This is a genomic window from Cecembia rubra (assembly GCF_003014575.1).
In the GTDB taxonomy this organism is placed as follows: domain Bacteria; phylum Bacteroidota; class Bacteroidia; order Cytophagales; family Cyclobacteriaceae; genus Cecembia_A; species Cecembia_A rubra.
The window spans coordinates 114,825-129,983 of sequence record NZ_PYGF01000008.1 but is presented as its reverse complement, the minus strand read 5'-3'; the positions used below and the strand labels follow the sequence as shown (position 1 = coordinate 129,983).

Annotated in this window: 14 protein-coding genes; 4 read left to right on the top strand and 10 right to left on the bottom strand. The window is 38.7% G+C overall.

Annotated elements, in window-relative coordinates:
• Positions 1-51: 51 nt before the first annotated feature.
• Positions 52-1,401, top strand: coding sequence for a neutral/alkaline non-lysosomal ceramidase N-terminal domain-containing protein (locus tag CLV48_RS14445; protein ID WP_106568004.1), 1,350 nt, complete (start codon positions 52-54; stop codon positions 1,399-1,401).
• 30 nt (positions 1,402-1,431) lie between these two features.
• Here the strand turns inward: CLV48_RS14445 and CLV48_RS14440 are convergent, their stop codons facing one another.
• Positions 1,432-2,268, bottom strand: coding sequence for a hypothetical protein (locus tag CLV48_RS14440; protein ID WP_106568003.1), 837 nt, complete (start codon positions 2,266-2,268; stop codon positions 1,432-1,434).
• A gap of 90 nt (positions 2,269-2,358) precedes the next feature.
• On the opposite strand from CLV48_RS14440, the gene CLV48_RS14435 reads away from it, so the two are divergent.
• On the top strand, positions 2,359-2,994 hold the full coding sequence (locus tag CLV48_RS14435) for a GDSL-type esterase/lipase family protein (RefSeq protein ID WP_106568002.1): 636 nt from the start codon (positions 2,359-2,361) through the stop codon (positions 2,992-2,994).
• Positions 2,995-3,045: 51 nt separating this feature from the next.
• Here CLV48_RS14435 and atpG read toward each other — a convergent pair whose 3' ends face one another.
• From atpG to CLV48_RS14385, 9 genes are all read right to left on the bottom strand, one after another.
• Positions 3,046-3,921, bottom strand: coding sequence for an ATP synthase F1 subunit gamma (atpG, locus tag CLV48_RS14430; RefSeq protein ID WP_106568001.1), 876 nt, complete (start codon positions 3,919-3,921; stop codon positions 3,046-3,048).
• Positions 3,922-3,997: 76 nt separating this feature from the next.
• Complete coding sequence (gene atpA / locus CLV48_RS14425) at positions 3,998-5,575, bottom strand: F0F1 ATP synthase subunit alpha (RefSeq protein ID WP_106568000.1); 1,578 nt, start codon at positions 5,573-5,575, stop codon at positions 3,998-4,000.
• Between the two features lie 34 nt (positions 5,576-5,609).
• Positions 5,610-6,170: an ATP synthase F1 subunit delta gene (gene atpH, locus CLV48_RS14420; protein ID WP_106567999.1), complete on the bottom strand. Its 561-nt coding sequence runs from the start codon at positions 6,168-6,170 to the stop codon at positions 5,610-5,612.
• Between the two features lie 2 nt (positions 6,171-6,172).
• Positions 6,173-6,667: a F0F1 ATP synthase subunit B gene (locus CLV48_RS14415; RefSeq protein WP_106567998.1), complete on the bottom strand. Its 495-nt coding sequence runs from the start codon at positions 6,665-6,667 to the stop codon at positions 6,173-6,175.
• Positions 6,668-6,748: 81 nt separating this feature from the next.
• A complete protein-coding gene (gene atpE, locus CLV48_RS14410; RefSeq protein WP_026955099.1) occupies positions 6,749-7,009 on the bottom strand; it encodes an ATP synthase F0 subunit C in 261 nt (86 codons plus the stop codon).
• 40 nt (positions 7,010-7,049) lie between these two features.
• The gene (gene atpB, locus CLV48_RS14405; protein WP_106567997.1) at positions 7,050-8,069 is read right to left on the bottom strand and encodes a F0F1 ATP synthase subunit A; all 1,020 of its coding nucleotides are present in this window, start codon (positions 8,067-8,069) and stop codon (positions 7,050-7,052) included.
• A 447-nt stretch (positions 8,070-8,516) separates the two neighbouring features.
• On the bottom strand, positions 8,517-8,750 hold the full coding sequence (locus tag CLV48_RS14395; RefSeq protein WP_106567995.1) for an AtpZ/AtpI family protein: 234 nt from the start codon (positions 8,748-8,750) through the stop codon (positions 8,517-8,519).
• A complete protein-coding gene (locus CLV48_RS14390) occupies positions 8,719-9,144 on the bottom strand; it encodes a bactofilin family protein (protein WP_106567994.1) in 426 nt (141 codons plus the stop codon). The genes CLV48_RS14395 and CLV48_RS14390 overlap by 32 nt, the downstream gene beginning before the upstream one ends.
• Positions 9,145-9,146: 2 nt before the next feature.
• Positions 9,147-10,016 (bottom strand): M23 family metallopeptidase, encoded by an 870-nt coding sequence (locus tag CLV48_RS14385; protein WP_245889568.1) that lies wholly within the window; start codon positions 10,014-10,016, stop codon positions 9,147-9,149.
• 106 nt (positions 10,017-10,122) lie between these two features.
• Here CLV48_RS14385 and porW point away from each other — a divergent pair, with 106 nt between their 5' ends.
• Positions 10,123-12,759: a type IX secretion system periplasmic lipoprotein PorW/SprE gene (gene porW, locus CLV48_RS14380; RefSeq protein ID WP_106567993.1), complete on the top strand. Its 2,637-nt coding sequence runs from the start codon at positions 10,123-10,125 to the stop codon at positions 12,757-12,759.
• Between the two features lie 26 nt (positions 12,760-12,785).
• Positions 12,786-15,062, top strand: coding sequence for a penicillin-binding protein 1A (locus CLV48_RS14375; protein ID WP_106567992.1), 2,277 nt, complete (start codon positions 12,786-12,788; stop codon positions 15,060-15,062).
• Positions 15,063-15,159 lie beyond the last annotated feature (97 nt).

Here is a 15,159-nt window from a genome sequence, read left to right as displayed (position 1 = left end):
GAGTTTTATTCCTTATATTTTGAAACTGACCCAATAGATGCCCTGATAGCCATGTCTAAATCCATCCTTCAGCGTATTTTTAAAGTACTGGCCTGGACGATGGGTATTGTATTTTTTTTCCTCATGGTAATCTTTACAAGAGTTGACAGGAGACCCTATCAACAAATGGACTATTATCAAAGTACCATGTCACATTTGGACAGCATGAACTGGAAGCATGGACAAAGTACGTATTGGAAGGCTGGCTGGGCAAAAGTAAATGCTACACCAAAAGACCCGGTCAACCTTGCGGGATATAATCCAAGAGGCAAATATGAATTTGTTCAGGACAGCAGTTTCCTCAGAGCCATCCTTCTCAGTAATGGGGACATCAATGTGGCTTTTGTAAACTTTGAACTAATGATCATTCATCCCTATTTGGAAAAAAGAATCCAGAAGAGAATCCATGATGAAGGGCTGAAAATAGATATGCTTTATTTTACAGCTACCCATACACACAGTGGTATGGGAGGTTATATGCCCGGACTTATAGGAAAATTTGCCTTTGGGGGATATGATGAGGAACTTATGTCCTTACTTGAAAAAAAGTCAATTCAGGTGCTGAAAACAGCATATTCTAATCTGGATACAGCCAAGATTGTCTTCCAAAAAGCTTACACCAAGGATCTAGTGGCCAACCGCCTGATTGAAAATGATCCTATAGATCCATTTGTTAGGCAACTCACATTTATCAATACCAAAGGCCAGAAAGCTACTTTATTGAGCTATTCTGCCCATTCCACAATTCTGAACAGGAAATTTATGGGCCTATCTGGAGACTATCCTCATTACCTTTGCCAGAAACTAGAGGAAGAATATGATTTGGCGATGTTTATGGCAGGAACAGTAGGCAGTCACAAACCAGTCATTAAGGGCAAAGAGATAGAAGATGTTATTCATTACAGTGAGGAAGTATTTGCATCCATCAACAAGAATTTAATTGATTCAGACACATTAGAAAATAAGGGTTCCATTTCATATTATACAATGCCCTTACATTTAAGAAAAGCACATTTCCGCATTGGAAAAAATATCAGAATAAGGCCTTGGCTGTTCAAATTATTGGTCGGGGATTCAAATGCTCATTTTGACATGGTCCTTATCGGAAATACTTTATTGATAAGTTCCAGCGGGGAAATTTCTGGAGTTTTTATGGAAAAGTGGGAAAAATATGCCCGTGATAATGGACTCCACCTTCTTGTATCCTGCTTTAATGGTGGCTATATAGGTTATATCACTCCAGACCAATATTATGATGAAAAGTTATATGAAGTAAGAGACATGAATTGGTACGGCCCTTACAATGGTGCCTATTTTGATGAAATAATTATGAAAATAATCGAAAAAGCTTCCAGAAATTAGTTCAAAGCATGAAAGAAAGGCCTTCAATTTTCATAGAAGCAATAATAGTAAAGGCAATAAAAAAGAGGCTTCTAATTTTTCCCGAATATGATAGGAATCATTTTTCTTAGAAAATTCCAGGGCATGGAAAAGCACCAAAATCAACAATATGCAGGTATGTATTTTGTAAAATGAAGGAACCCAAAAAAATACAACAATTAGAAAAATAACTGTTCCTGAAGAAAGAGAGAAAATAAATCTCCTTAAAAAATTACTGCTCATCAATTGTAATGCAGAACCTAACTTATCCTGCGCGTCATTTTTCTCGTCGATATAGGACAGAATAAAGAGATTAATTGAAGCCAGAAGAAAATAAGCTGTCAATAGTAAAAAAAACTCATTTGGTATTTCATTTGGAAAAATGGAAAAAAATGGTGCCATTGAAATTCCTAGCACATAGAAAACAGCGGTAGAAACTTCTTTTAACCAAACACCTCTTTTATATAAAAATTGGATTGAGCCCATCCAAATCAACATGAAAGCTGCAAAAATCAACCCTGGTAAAAAAATAAAACGTAGGTGTTCAAGGCAAATCACCATAGCCATTCCTGTCACCACTACAATGAGGAAAATAATACTGAGCAATAAAAAATGCTTTTGGTGAAATCTATGCCTTTCTGAACTTGCCAAATGGGCAATCTTCTTGGCATCAATCAAATGATCTAAAGTATAAATTCCCCATACCGCCAATCCCAATACCAAATAAAGGACAAAAGGTAGAGAGACGTCCAGCAAATCAGCAAAAAAAAGCATCCCTGCCATTGCCCCAAAAACCACGTCTAGGGAAAGTAAATTAAGATACCGCCAAATTGATGTCAGAAAATTCATGGAACGATATTAGACAAATTTTATTAATTCTATCATGGGACAAAACAGAATTTAATTTTTTTAACTTTAGCAATGATAATCCATTAACCTATGAAAAAAACTTTTATTACGATCGCACTTTGCTGTGGCCTTTTTGTCAGCGCACAAGCACAAAAGCCTATCAAAGTAGCCTGTGTGGGCAATAGTATCACCCAAGGTCCGGGAAGAGACCATGATGACAGTTATCCTTTACAAATGCAAGCCATACTGGGAAAGGATTATGAAGTAAAAAACTTCGGAGTTAGTGGAAGAACATTGCTCAAAAAGGGCGATTTTCCTTATTGGAATGAACCTCAATACCAAGAGGTTATAGAATTCCAACCAGACATTCTTATCATTAAATTGGGCACAAATGATTCCAAGCCACAAAATTGGCAATATAAAGAAGACTTCAAAAAAGACTACCTGGAACTTATTGCAAGTATAAAATCGCATATGCCTTCAGATGGAAAGGTATATATCTGTATTCCTGTACCTGTAACCAAGGATAATTTTGGTATCCGGGAGCAAGTTATGGTCTATGAAACACAACCTTTACTGCTTGAAATTGCAAATGAATCAGGTGCCTCCATCATAGATTTATACACGCCTTTGAAAGATAGGGCTGATTTGCTTCCAGACGGAGTCCATCCCAACAAAGAAGGGCTTGGCATTATGGCAAGAGAAGTCGCAAAGGCCATCAAATAAAAAACCGCCTAAAAAGGCGGTTTTTTATTGGGTTGTATTGTTAGTATTTTCTTATTTCCCTTCAAGAGCATTTGCGCCGGCTACGATTTCGAGAATTTCGTTGGTGATAGCTGCCTGACGGGTTCTGTTATACATCAACTTCAATTCTTTGAGCAATTCATTGGCATTTTCTGTTGCTTTGTCCATGGAAGTCATCCGAGCGCCATGTTCAGAAGCATTACTTTCAAGTACAGCTTTATAGAATTGTGTTTTGAGCGCACTAGGTACCAAATCTTCAACAATATATTCTTTAGAAGGCTCAAGGATATAGTCTAAGCTATTGAAATTCTCCTTTTCACTGCTATCTGGAGCTCCCATTGGTAGAAATTGCTCAACGGTGATTTCTTGAGTAGCCACATTTTTGAAATGGTTAAAGATAAGTACCACTTTATCAAATTTTCCAGAAGTGAAGCTGTTCATCGCGAATAGTGCTATTTCCCTGACATTTTCAAAATTAACATCATTGAAAACAGTATAATAATCACCAATGACAGCATAGCCTCTTTTGGAATAAAATTCAAAAGATTTTTTACCTAAAGGAAGTATGGTTACATTTTTCCCTTTGAATTCACTTTCCAACAAATTGTTGGTAGCCTTCATGGCATTGGAATTGAAAGCACCACAAAGCCCTTTGTCAGAAGTCATGGGGATCAATAGTACATTTTCAACTGGTCTTTGCTCAGCATAAGCAATTTGAAGTTCTCCTCCCATTGCAGCCACTACATCATTCAATATGGAGGTAAGCTTTTGGGAATAGGGGCGCATTCTAAGGATTTTATCCTGCGCTTTTCTCAACTTAGCAGCGGCCACCATTTTCATTGCTTTGGTGATTTGTTGCGTAGAAGAGACAGAGGTAATCCTTTGTTTTACTTCCTTAAGGTTTGCCATAATATTCTTTTAAGAAAAGCAATATATTCAATGCCGGCAGGAAGAAAGGGAGTCATCCTGCCGGGCTATTAGGTTATTATTTAGCGTACTTAGCAGACAAATCTTTAGCAGCTTGCTCAAGAATTTTTCCTGCATCGTCGATTTTGTTTTTCAAAATCAGCTCTAAAGCTTCAGGATACTGACTCTTCAACAAGTTGTAGTATTCAGCTTCAAACTGTCTCGCTTTTTCTACAGGTACTTTATCCATATACCCCTTGGTAGAGGCATAGATAATAGCTACTTGAAGTTCTACAGCAACAGGTGAATACTGAGCTTGTTTAAGAATTTCCTGGTTTCTCCTACCTCTTTCAATAGTCCTCTTGGTAGAAGCATCCAAATCAGATCCGAATTTAGCGAAGGCTTCCAATTCACGGAACTGTGCCTGATCCAGTTTAAGGGTTCCAGCAACCTTTTTCATGGATTTGATCTGGGCATTACCACCTACTCTTGATACTGAAATACCCACGTTGATGGCAGGACGTATACCAGAGTTAAACAGGTTAGTCTCAAGGAAAATCTGACCATCAGTAATTGAAATTACGTTAGTAGGAATATAAGCAGAAACGTCACCAGCCTGTGTTTCGATAATTGGAAGTGCTGTCAAAGAACCACCACCTTTTACCATCGGTTTGATGGATTCTGGTAGGTCATTCATTTGCTTAGCGATTTCATCAGAGGCATTGATTTTAGCTGCTCTTTCCAACAATCTTGAGTGCAGGTAGAAAACATCACCAGGATAAGCTTCACGTCCTGGAGGTCTTCTCAAAAGAAGAGAAACTTCACGGTAAGCTACTGCCTGCTTAGAAAGATCATCATATATAACCAAAGCAGGGCGTCCGGTGTCACGGAAAAATTCACCAATACAAGCACCTGTAAATGGGGCGAAGAACTGCATTGGAGCTGGATCAGAGGCAGCAGCAGAAACAACCACAGAATAAGGAAGTGCTCCTCCTTTTTCCAAAGCTGAGACGATACCTGCTACAGTGGAAGCCTTTTGGCCAACTGCTACATAAATACAGAATACAGGTTCACCTTTTTCGTAGAATTCTTTTTGGTTCAAGATGGTGTCGATAGCCACAGCAGTCTTACCTGTCTGACGGTCACCGATGATCAATTCCCTCTGCCCCCTACCAATAGGAATCATAGAGTCGATCGCCTTGATACCAGTCTGAAGGGGTTCTGTTACCGGCTGACGGTAAATTACCCCAGGAGCTTTACGCTCCAATGGCATTTCGTATAGATCACCCTGAATAGGACCTTTTCCATCAATTGGATTACCTAGGGTATCTACTACCCTACCCAACATACCTTCACCTACTTTGATGGAAGCAATCTTTTTGGTTCTTCTTACATTGTCACCTTCTTTGACCAACTTTGAGTCACCGAACAATACGGCACCCACATTGTCTTCTTCAAGGTTAAGCACCATTGCTCTAAGCCCATTGTCAAACTCCAACAATTCACCGGCCTGTGCTTTGGAAAGTCCATATATACGGGCAACACCATCACCTACCTGGAGGACGGTACCCACTTCTTCAAGTTCAGCCTCAGTTTTGACATTGGAGAGTTGCTCTCTCAATATTGCTGAAACTTCATCAGGTCTAACTTGTGCCATTATATTTTTTTATTAAATGTTTTGCGATAAATAATTAATACATCTTGACGAAATATCTCTGAGCAAACTCGAGCTTTAACAAGCGGAGCTTACCGCTAATGGAATCATCCAGAAGTTTGTCATTCACTTTTAGAACAAATCCTCCAATAAGCTCTTTATTGATTTTCTCAACAAGTTCAATCTTGTCAAGCCCTGAGATTTCCTTCACAATAGATTTGAATTGCTCTCTCAAATCATCTGTCAGAACAAAAGTTGTGGTAACTTCTGCTACCTGAATTCCCATATGCTGATTGTATTGCTTCTTGAACTCCTTGGCTGTTTCTACCAAGTTATTGGCCCTGTTCTTTCTGGTGATAATATCAAAAAAACTCAGGGTAATAGGATTACCGGTTTTTTCGAACAATGCTTTCAACACGTTATGCTTTTTATCAGTATTAATGATCGGGCTGTTGAGCAGAAGTACAATGTTTCTGTTTTCAGCCGCAATTTCCAATAACTGATTCACATCCCTATTTACTTCTTCCAATTGATTTTTCTCAACTGCCAGCTCTAAAAGCGCTTTAGCATAGCGGGATGCAACTTTGATATCCGACATAATTAGTTAAGCTTAAGATCTTTGACCATTTCTTCAACCAATGCTTTTTGAGCTGCATCCTCGCTGAAGTTTTTCTTCAATAGTTTTTCTGCTATCTCCAAAGAAAGTTTACTTACCTGGACCTTAACTTCTTCCAGAGCAGCCTTCTTTTCTGTTTCAATAGCCGCTTTGGCATTTTCGATCATTTTAGCGCCTTCGATCTGCGCTTTTTCTTTGGCTTCTTCCACCAATTGTTTCGCAGTCTCAGTAGCTTTCAAAAGCATTTGATCTCTTTCAATTTTAGCTTCTTGAAGAATTCTTTCATTTTCTGCTTTAAGATTGGCCATTTCGTTTCTGGCAATCTCTGCAGACTTGAGCGCATCCTCAATACTTTTCTCCCGCTCATCCAATGCCTCAAGAATTGGCTTCCAGGCAAACTTCATTAACAAAAACAAGAGGGCCAGGAATCCAATCAGTTGCCAGATAATCAGCCCGGAGCTAGGTAATATAAGATCCATGTATGGTTAGATTTATAATTTCGGATTTGTTCAAATTAAATTAAGGGATCAGCCAAGCGCTGATCCCTTTTTCTTTTGTTCTTAGAAGGTAAGACCACCTGCATTCAATGCAATAAGTAGACAAACTACTACTGCAAACAGGGATACCACCTCAATAAGAGCTGCAATGATCAACATGGCAGTCTGAACTTTACCAGCAGCTTCAGGCTGACGGGCAATAGATTCCATAGCTTGACCACCAATTCTACCGATACCAAGACCTGCGCCAATCGCTACAATTCCAGCACCGATACCTGCACCCATAAGTGCTAATCCAGCAGACAACAAGATTGAAGTTAACATACGTGTTTATTATTTATAAATTGAACAAAGAAATTTCTGATTAATGATGGTCATGTTCTGCCACTGCAGCTCCGATATACATCGCAGAGAACAGGGTGAATACATACGCTTGAATAGTGGCTACCAATAATTCAATAATATTTAGGAAGGTTACCATCAAGGTACTCACCACACCAATTGCATAAGATTCAAAGATGAACACCAAGGCAATAAAGGCCAAGATTACGATGTGACCAGCTGTAATCGCTACAAACAAACGGACCATCAGGGCAAATGGCTTGGTAAATAAACCGATAATTTCCACCGGTACAATTACAAGCAATAAAGGAACTGGAACACCAGGAGTCATAAACACGTGTTTCCAATATTCTTTATTGCCATTGACATTGACTACAATAAAGGTCAAAACAGCTAAGGTTGCAGTAACGGCAATATTTCCTGTAAGATTAGCTGCTCCAGGCATCAATCCCATGAGGTTGCCTATCCAGATAAAGAAGAATAACGTCAACAAATATGGAACAAACTTCCTGTACTTCGGACCTATAGCTTTATGGGCAATCTCATCTCTTACAAAAATTACAACAGGTTCTATGATCGCAGCTGCTCCTTTGGGTGCGCTGATACCGTTTTTCTTGTAATGTTTAGCGGCAGAAAGCACCAAGCTTCCCATTACTAAGATCACCAAAAATAGCATGGCGACGTTTTTGGTAATTGATAGGTCAGTGAAAGATCTTCCTTCTACACTATATAGATGCTCATGCTCATCAATGTAATAACCATTGTGGGCATAAGCTTCTCCAAATTTATGGGTTTCCGGATTTTGGAAATCAGAAGACATAAAAAATTCAAGACCTCTATCCGCAGAATAGATAATAACTGGCAATGGAAGCGTCAAGTGTTTGTGGCCGAAGGTAGCAAAATGCCATTCATATGAATCCTTAATGTGGTGCATGATAAAGCCAGTTCTGTCTTCATCATCTCCAGCTGCGGACACAGGGGTGGACAACGTTAGAAAAAACGCTGAAAATAAAACACTTAAGTAAAGGAACTTACGGAGCATCTAATTGAGTATTTAGGTCCTATTTTGAAATCGGGCGCAAATTAGCTATTAACCCGTACATATCAAATAATAAGTAAAACAAATAAATAACAAAAAAATTAATTACAAACAGAATTATATTCTCCTGTCCTAGGACCAACATGATTACAATAAAAGCGATGCTGGCCAAAAATCTTATTCCTATAGTGCCTAACAAAATGTTGGCAGAATTTTCTTTGCTTATTGAAAGTAAATAATGTGAGAAAACTCCTGTCAACCAAGTAAGAATCAAAAAGAAAGAAATGATTTTCCAAATGCTCTCATGGACCCAATTCAATTGGAAAACATCATCAATCAGATATACTAATCCCGCTATAAACAGGGTAAGCAATATGATCTTTACGGTAAGGTGTAGAATTTGTTTCATCTCTTGGAAATAAGGATGCAAAGCTACTGCTTTTTAGATTCTTATTCCTCCTTCTCATCATTTTTCATGGAGACATACAATTGATAGAATGCCAAGACTATAGAGAGGAAACAAAAAAGTAAAAGCCAAACAGGGAAATTAGTTTGGCTTTTTTGGTCGATATACCAACCCAGTGCAGTACCAAGTCCTATAATAGCAAACATCTGAAATGATAGTCCTAGATATTTGAATACAAGATACTGCTTACTTGGTTTCAAATTCTTTTTCGGGCACATTCACCTTCTCAGCTTTTGGGGTATTGGTAATTTCAGGATTTCCCATTTGACATTTTCCATTGAAGGCTGCACCATTTTCGACTACTAGCTTTTTGGTAATGATATCACCGGATACCAGAGCGGACTTTTTGAGGTAAAGAATTTCGGTGCATGTAACCTTTCCCTCAACTTTGCCGGATACTTCGGCTTCGGCCGAATAGAGATTTCCTTTGATCAAAGCAGATTCTCCGATAACAATTTTGCTTTTTGACTTTACCAAACCTTCTACTTCTCCTTCAATGCGGATATTGCCCTGGGCATCAATATCTCCTTTAATCTTGGTTTCTTTGGCGATTACGTTGCTGGAATTAACCATTTCTACAACGGATTTTTTTTCTTCGGCTTTGTTAAACATAATTAATTAAAAGAAATGAAATCTTGGGGATTAAGCGGAGAACCCTTATACCACATTTCGAAATGTAAATGTAGGCCGGTGGTTAGTTCTCCAGTATTTCCAATGATAGAAACAATTTCACCACCTTTTACAAGATCTCCAATGTTCTTCAATATTACCGAATTATGTTTATAAATGGAAATCAATTCATTGTTATGCTGAACTGCCACGACATACCCGGTACCTAAAGTCCATGAACTGAAGATAACTGTCCCATCTGCAATAGCTTTAACGGGCTCATTTTGTCTTGCTACAATATCTATTCCAAAATGATCTTTAGTTGGATCAAAAATTGAAGTAACCACTCCCTTAAGGGGTGGAAAGAAATATGTTTCGCCAATAAATCCACCTTCTATAATTTGCACTTTTGGTTCCTCCATGGGGAGACCCCTCATTTCCTGCAGAATACTCAATGTCGCTTCACTTGGCTCAAAATTAAATTCAGGATTGATCCTTTTGGAAACTGGAAGGGTATCCAGGGCATTTTGATCCTCAATCAGTTCTGTCTCACCAGATATGATCCGTTGAATATTTTTTACATAATTATCTTTCCGGATTACCTCAGCCCTCAAAGAATCTACTGTAGCTGACATTTTTATAAGTTGGGCAGTATTTTCAGTGTCTTGGTAAGTAGGATCAAACCAAGCTTTCAATAAGGTTTTGGACATGATCAATGAAAATCCAAAAATGAGGATAAAAATCAGCGCCAATATAGAAAGCATCCTTCCTGTGGAAATATTGAAGGAGGTAATAACAGAAAAATCCTGTTCTTTTCTGATGACAATAAGGAATTTGGCCTTAATCGCCTCAATAAACCTGTTGGGTGTTTTCAATACAATTGTGATTTGGTTTACGGAATTCAAAAATATAATAATAAACGGAAGCGTTTAATAATTTGATACAAATCAAGTAATTTGTGCCTTTGTCAAACGATCAATGATGCGCAGGTATCTTACAATTTTAGGGATTATCGCTATGATTTTATTATCAGCGTGTTCCTCAGAAAAAAATACTTTTACCAATAGGTGGTTCCACAACACCACCTCACGATATAATGCGGTTTTTTATGCAAAAGCCAATATCGGTGAAATTGAAAAAACAATTGAAAAAAGCCACAGAGAAGATTTCACTCAGGTATTACCTATTTTTTTTCCAATAGATAGCGCTTTGATTGACCAAAATGAAGAACTTCTGGTGGATGTTAGGGACTTTGCCTCCAAAGCCATTGACTGGCACAGAATTTCTAAGTGGGTGGACGATTCTTATTTCTTACTTGGGCTGGCTGATTATTACGATGGCAAGTTCGATGAATCATCCAACACTTTCAGATACCTTAATGTAAACAGTAAGAAAAAAAGAGTCAGGCACAGGAGTCTTATCCAATTGATGAGACAATTTACGGACATTGGAAATTTTGAAGATGCCGCATATGTCATAGAATACCTATCCAAAGAATCAGGTATCAATACAGAAAATAAGTTTTTGCTCTACAAAACCCTTGCCTATTACTATGACCAAAGGCAAGATGTGAACGGAAAAATCGGTGCTTTAGACCGGGCAATAAGTTTGACCAAAGACAAAAAAGAAAAATCAAGGATAAATTTCATTCTCGCACAGCTTTACCAAAGAGAAGGTCTGGATGCTTTGGCTTATAGTTATTACAATGAAGCGGTGAAGGGTAATCCTCCTTATGAACTGGCATTTTTTGCCCAGCTCTTTGCGCAACAGGTGGCCGAACTCAACAAGAGTAAGGACGTGAAGAGGGTAAGGAGTTATTACGATGAACTATTTAAGGACAGCAAAAACAAAGATCTGAGGGATGTGATTCTATATGAAAAGGCATTGTTTGAACTAAAGCAAGATGATGTTCAAGAAGCGGAAAAATTACTGATACTGGCAGCTAAACAAGAGAGTAACAATCCCCTTCAGAAAAGTTATATCTACCAAAAATTAGCTGAAATCAATTTTGAAATCAAAAAGGATTTTAAAACCACAAAATATTACTTGGATTCTGCTTTAGCACAAATCAGGCCTACTGATAAAATTTACGCTGAAATCAATCAGAAAAAGGGAATATTTGACAACTATGTAACGCATTATGAAATTATAAATAAGAACGATAGTCTTATTCGCCTTTCACAAATGAGTGCTGAAGAGCAGGAGATGGTTGCAGAACTGTTTATCAAACAAGAGGAGGAGAGGTTACTCAGGGAGGCAGAGCAAAAATCCCAACAACGTTCTTCCGGGATTTTCGATAACCTTTTGGCATTTGGAGGTAGAGGTTCAGGAGAATCTTTTTATTTCGACAATAACCTCGCAATGCAACGTGGCTCCATTGAATTTTATAGAAATTGGGGGACTAGGCCCCTTGATGACAATTGGAGAAGAAATATTCAGGGATTCCAATCCAGTACCAGAGGAAATGGAGCATTGGGTCCAATGTCAGATACTAGAGAAGAGGACCGTGCAGAAGAACAAAGTAGCATCATAGGCCAGTTGCCGGATAAAAAAAGCCTTTTGGCTCAGATCCCAAAAACAGAAGAAGATGTTAACCTTCTTCGGGAAAAATTAGAAGAGTCATATTTTGAGTTGGGTAAACTCCTGTATTTTGATTTTAAAGAATCCCTAATGAGCATTGAATACTTGGAAAGTCTAATCACCACCTATCCAAATTCAAATAAAAAAGCAGAAGCTTATTATATCCTTTACCTTGCCAATCAGGAAATCAATGGCAATCCTACCCTTTATGTCCAAAGATTAAACAGAGAATTTCCGGATTCTCCCTTTACCTATTCCGTGAATAATCCAGATGCCATCAAAGGCAATCAGGCTTTTTTGGAATCTTCAAAGCTTTATAAAGAAGCATATGAACAATACTATGCAGGAAATTACGCTGCTGCAAGGAGCATAATCCGATCAACACTAGAAAATTATCCGCTCACCAAAAACACCAGTAGATTAATTTTATTGGATATTATGGTATCCGGAAAGGTGGATGATGCGGAAAGATATAAATACAGGTTAGAGAATTACATTCAAACCACTGAGGACAGCCAATTGGTAAAATTGGCAAGAAATATGCTGTTAGCATTAACTGGTGAACAAGTAGAAATAAGGTCAGAAAGAGAAGAGGTTGCTATGGAATCACAGAACAATGAGGAGCAAACTTCCGAAACAGAAGAAGAAGCCGAAAATGAAGAAGATTCCCCATACCGTGAAAATCCTAACCAAACCCATATATTTGTCATTGCTTTGGACCCTGAAAAAGCAAGGGAGTCCAAAAACCTATTGGCAGATCTTGAGACATTCCATGCGCAAAATTTTGCCAATTCAAGACTCCGGACAGGAAATATGAACCTAAATCGCCAAGAAGTGATTTTTATTGTTAGCCCATTCAACAATGCTGAGCGGGCAATCGCCTATAGAAATAAGTTCATGGATGATTTCAATTCTGGTTCTATTGAAAAAAGTGATAAGGAAAACAGTTTCCTGATTTCCATTGAAAACTTTCAGGAGCTCAACAGACGTAAAAATCTCAATGAGTATCGCCAATTCTACAGAAGGGTTTATAAATAAAAGTACATAATTACGTTAAAATCATAATGACCAATAAAATCATTAAAATTATTTGGTTGGTTTTCGCTGCCGGTATTGTAGGCTTTATCCTATTTGTTTGGACAGTGAGTGTCAATTTTCTTGGCCTTTTTGGGGAATTACCTGATTTCAAGGCATTAGAAAACCCCCGTACTGAAGTAGCATCAGAACTATATTCAGCAGATGGGGTCTTATTGGGAAGTTATTTCAGAGAAAACAGAAGCCCTGTTACATACAACGAACTTTCCCCAAATCTGGTTAATGCCCTTATCGCCACTGAGGATGTAAGATTTGAAAAGCATTCAGGCATAGACCTTCAAAGCATGGGAAGGGTTTTCTTTAAATCCCTCATTTTGAGGCAAGGTGCAGGCGGAGGCAGTACACTAAGTCAGCAGACTGCCAAAAACCTCTTTAAGACAAGAAATCTTGAATCTCAAGGTGTATTAAGCAGGGTGCCCGGACTAAGAATGTTAATCATTAAAACCAAAGAGTGGATAGTAGCGACTAAGCTTGAAAAATCTTATACTAAGGATGAAATATTGACTTTATACCTCAATACTTCGGAATTTGGAAGTAATGCTTATGGTATAAAGACCGCTGCCAAAACTTTTTTCAACAAAAACCCGAACGAACTCAATGTTCAGGAATCAGCAGTCTTAGTAGGATTATTCAAAGCACCCACTTATTACAGTCCTGTCTTTAATCCTGACAACTCCCTGCGGAGGAGAAATACAGTTTTGGCACAAATGGAGAAATATGGTTACCTGAACAGGTCAGAACGGGATTCTCTCATGGCTATGCCCATTGAATTGGACTACCGGGTTGAAAACCAAAATCAAGGTTTAGCCACCTATTTTAGAGAGGTGTTGAAAGCAGAACTGCTCAAATGGACTAAAGAATACCTCAAACCTGATGGTACTCCTTACGACCTATTTGGGGACGGTTTAAAAATATACACCACCATTGACAGCAGGATGCAGCGCTATGCAGAGGAGGCGATGGATGAACATATGAGGGAGCTACAGAAAAAATTTGAGAATGAGATGGGAAGCAGGGATCCCTGGATTGATGAAAATGGTAGGGTTATACCTAATTTCCTTGAAACGCAAGTGAAGAGGACAGAAGCTTATAGAAACCTGGTCAGAAGATATGGTGCAGAATCAGATTCCATAAATATCAAATTGAATGAGAAAAAGAGAATGCGCATCTTCTCTTGGACGAAAGGTGAGTTAGATACCATGATGAGCACCATGGATTCTTTAAGACATTATAAAAAACATCTTCAGGCAGGATTCATGTCCATGGACCCACATACAGGACATGTAAAAGCATGGGTGGGAGGAATCAACCATAAACATTTCAAATTCGACCATGTGAAGCAGGCCAAAAGGCAGCCCGGATCTACATTTAAACCCTTCGTATATGCAGCTGCCATTGAAAATGGATACAGCCCTTGCTACAGTGTTATTGACCAACCGGTGGAAGTTAATATTCCAGGTCAGCCAGCTTGGACGCCAAAAAATGCAGACGGTAAATTCTCTTATGAAAAAATGACCATCAGGAGGGCTATGGCACAATCTGTCAACTCAGTTACAGCCTTCATGATGAAAAAGCTAGGGCCGAAGGTTGTGGTAGAAACTGCTCATAGGATAGGAATAACAAGTGACTTGGATGAAGTTCCAGCGCTTGCATTGGGAACAGCAGACGTTTCTGTATATGAAATGGTAGGTGCAATGGGCACTTTTGTAAACAAAGGAGAACATATTGTTCCTTTCTACATTGATAGGATTGAAGATAAAAACGGCAATGTTCTACAGCAATTTACTCCTAAAAAACGCCCAGCTATGAGCGAAGAACATGCCTATCTCATGCTTTACATGATGCGGGGTGGTTTTGAGGAATCCAGAGGGACCAGCCAAGGAGTGCCGTGGACGCTTAGGGACCAGGGCAATGAACTTGGTGGTAAGACCGGTACTACCCAAAATGCTTCAGATGGATGGTATATGGGAATGAGTAAAGACTTAGTCTCTGGAGCATGGGTAGGTGGTGACGATAGAGCAATCCATTTTAGAAATTGGGCCAGTGGACAAGGCGGACAAACGGCCAGGCCGATCTGGGTAAGGTATATGGCTAAGGTATATGCCGATCCAACCTTAGGCTACACCAAGGGTCCATTCCCAAGACCTGAAAGACCACTTAGCATAGAAATTGATTGTGATAAATATGAGCTCAACAGCAATAGATTCAACGATTTTGATTTCGACCCAAAGAAAAATGATTTTTAATATGCGTAAGTCAGAAAAGAAACAAGCCTCTATATGGGGCTTTTTTCTTTTTAACCTGAATTGGGAATCGACAACAAACACTGTAATAACATAGTTC

Excerpts from the sequence above, each read along its gene's own strand:
- porW (WP_106567993.1), top strand. The coding sequence starts at position 10,123 with ATGCGCAGGTATCTTACAATTTTAGGGATTATCGCTATGATTTTATTA.
- CLV48_RS14395 (WP_106567995.1), bottom strand. The coding sequence starts at position 8,750 with ATGTGCCCGAAAAAGAATTTGAAACCAAGTAAGCAGTATCTTGTATTC.
- atpH (WP_106567999.1), bottom strand. The coding sequence starts at position 6,170 with ATGTCGGATATCAAAGTTGCATCCCGCTATGCTAAAGCGCTTTTAGAG.
- atpG (WP_106568001.1), bottom strand. The coding sequence starts at position 3,921 with ATGGCAAACCTTAAGGAAGTAAAACAAAGGATTACCTCTGTCTCTTCT.
- atpE (WP_026955099.1), bottom strand. The coding sequence starts at position 7,009 with ATGTTAACTTCAATCTTGTTGTCTGCTGGATTAGCACTTATGGGTGCA.
- atpB (WP_106567997.1), bottom strand. The coding sequence starts at position 8,069 with ATGCTCCGTAAGTTCCTTTACTTAAGTGTTTTATTTTCAGCGTTTTTT.
- CLV48_RS14390 (WP_106567994.1), bottom strand. The coding sequence starts at position 9,144 with ATGTTTAACAAAGCCGAAGAAAAAAAATCCGTTGTAGAAATGGTTAAT.
- CLV48_RS14445 (WP_106568004.1), top strand. The coding sequence starts at position 52 with ATGTCTAAATCCATCCTTCAGCGTATTTTTAAAGTACTGGCCTGGACG.
- atpA (WP_106568000.1), bottom strand. The coding sequence starts at position 5,575 with ATGGCACAAGTTAGACCTGATGAAGTTTCAGCAATATTGAGAGAGCAA.
- CLV48_RS14440 (WP_106568003.1), bottom strand. The coding sequence starts at position 2,268 with ATGAATTTTCTGACATCAATTTGGCGGTATCTTAATTTACTTTCCCTA.
- CLV48_RS14415 (WP_106567998.1), bottom strand. The coding sequence starts at position 6,667 with ATGGATCTTATATTACCTAGCTCCGGGCTGATTATCTGGCAACTGATT.
- CLV48_RS14375 (WP_106567992.1), top strand. The coding sequence starts at position 12,786 with ATGACCAATAAAATCATTAAAATTATTTGGTTGGTTTTCGCTGCCGGT.
- CLV48_RS14435 (WP_106568002.1), top strand. The coding sequence starts at position 2,359 with ATGAAAAAAACTTTTATTACGATCGCACTTTGCTGTGGCCTTTTTGTC.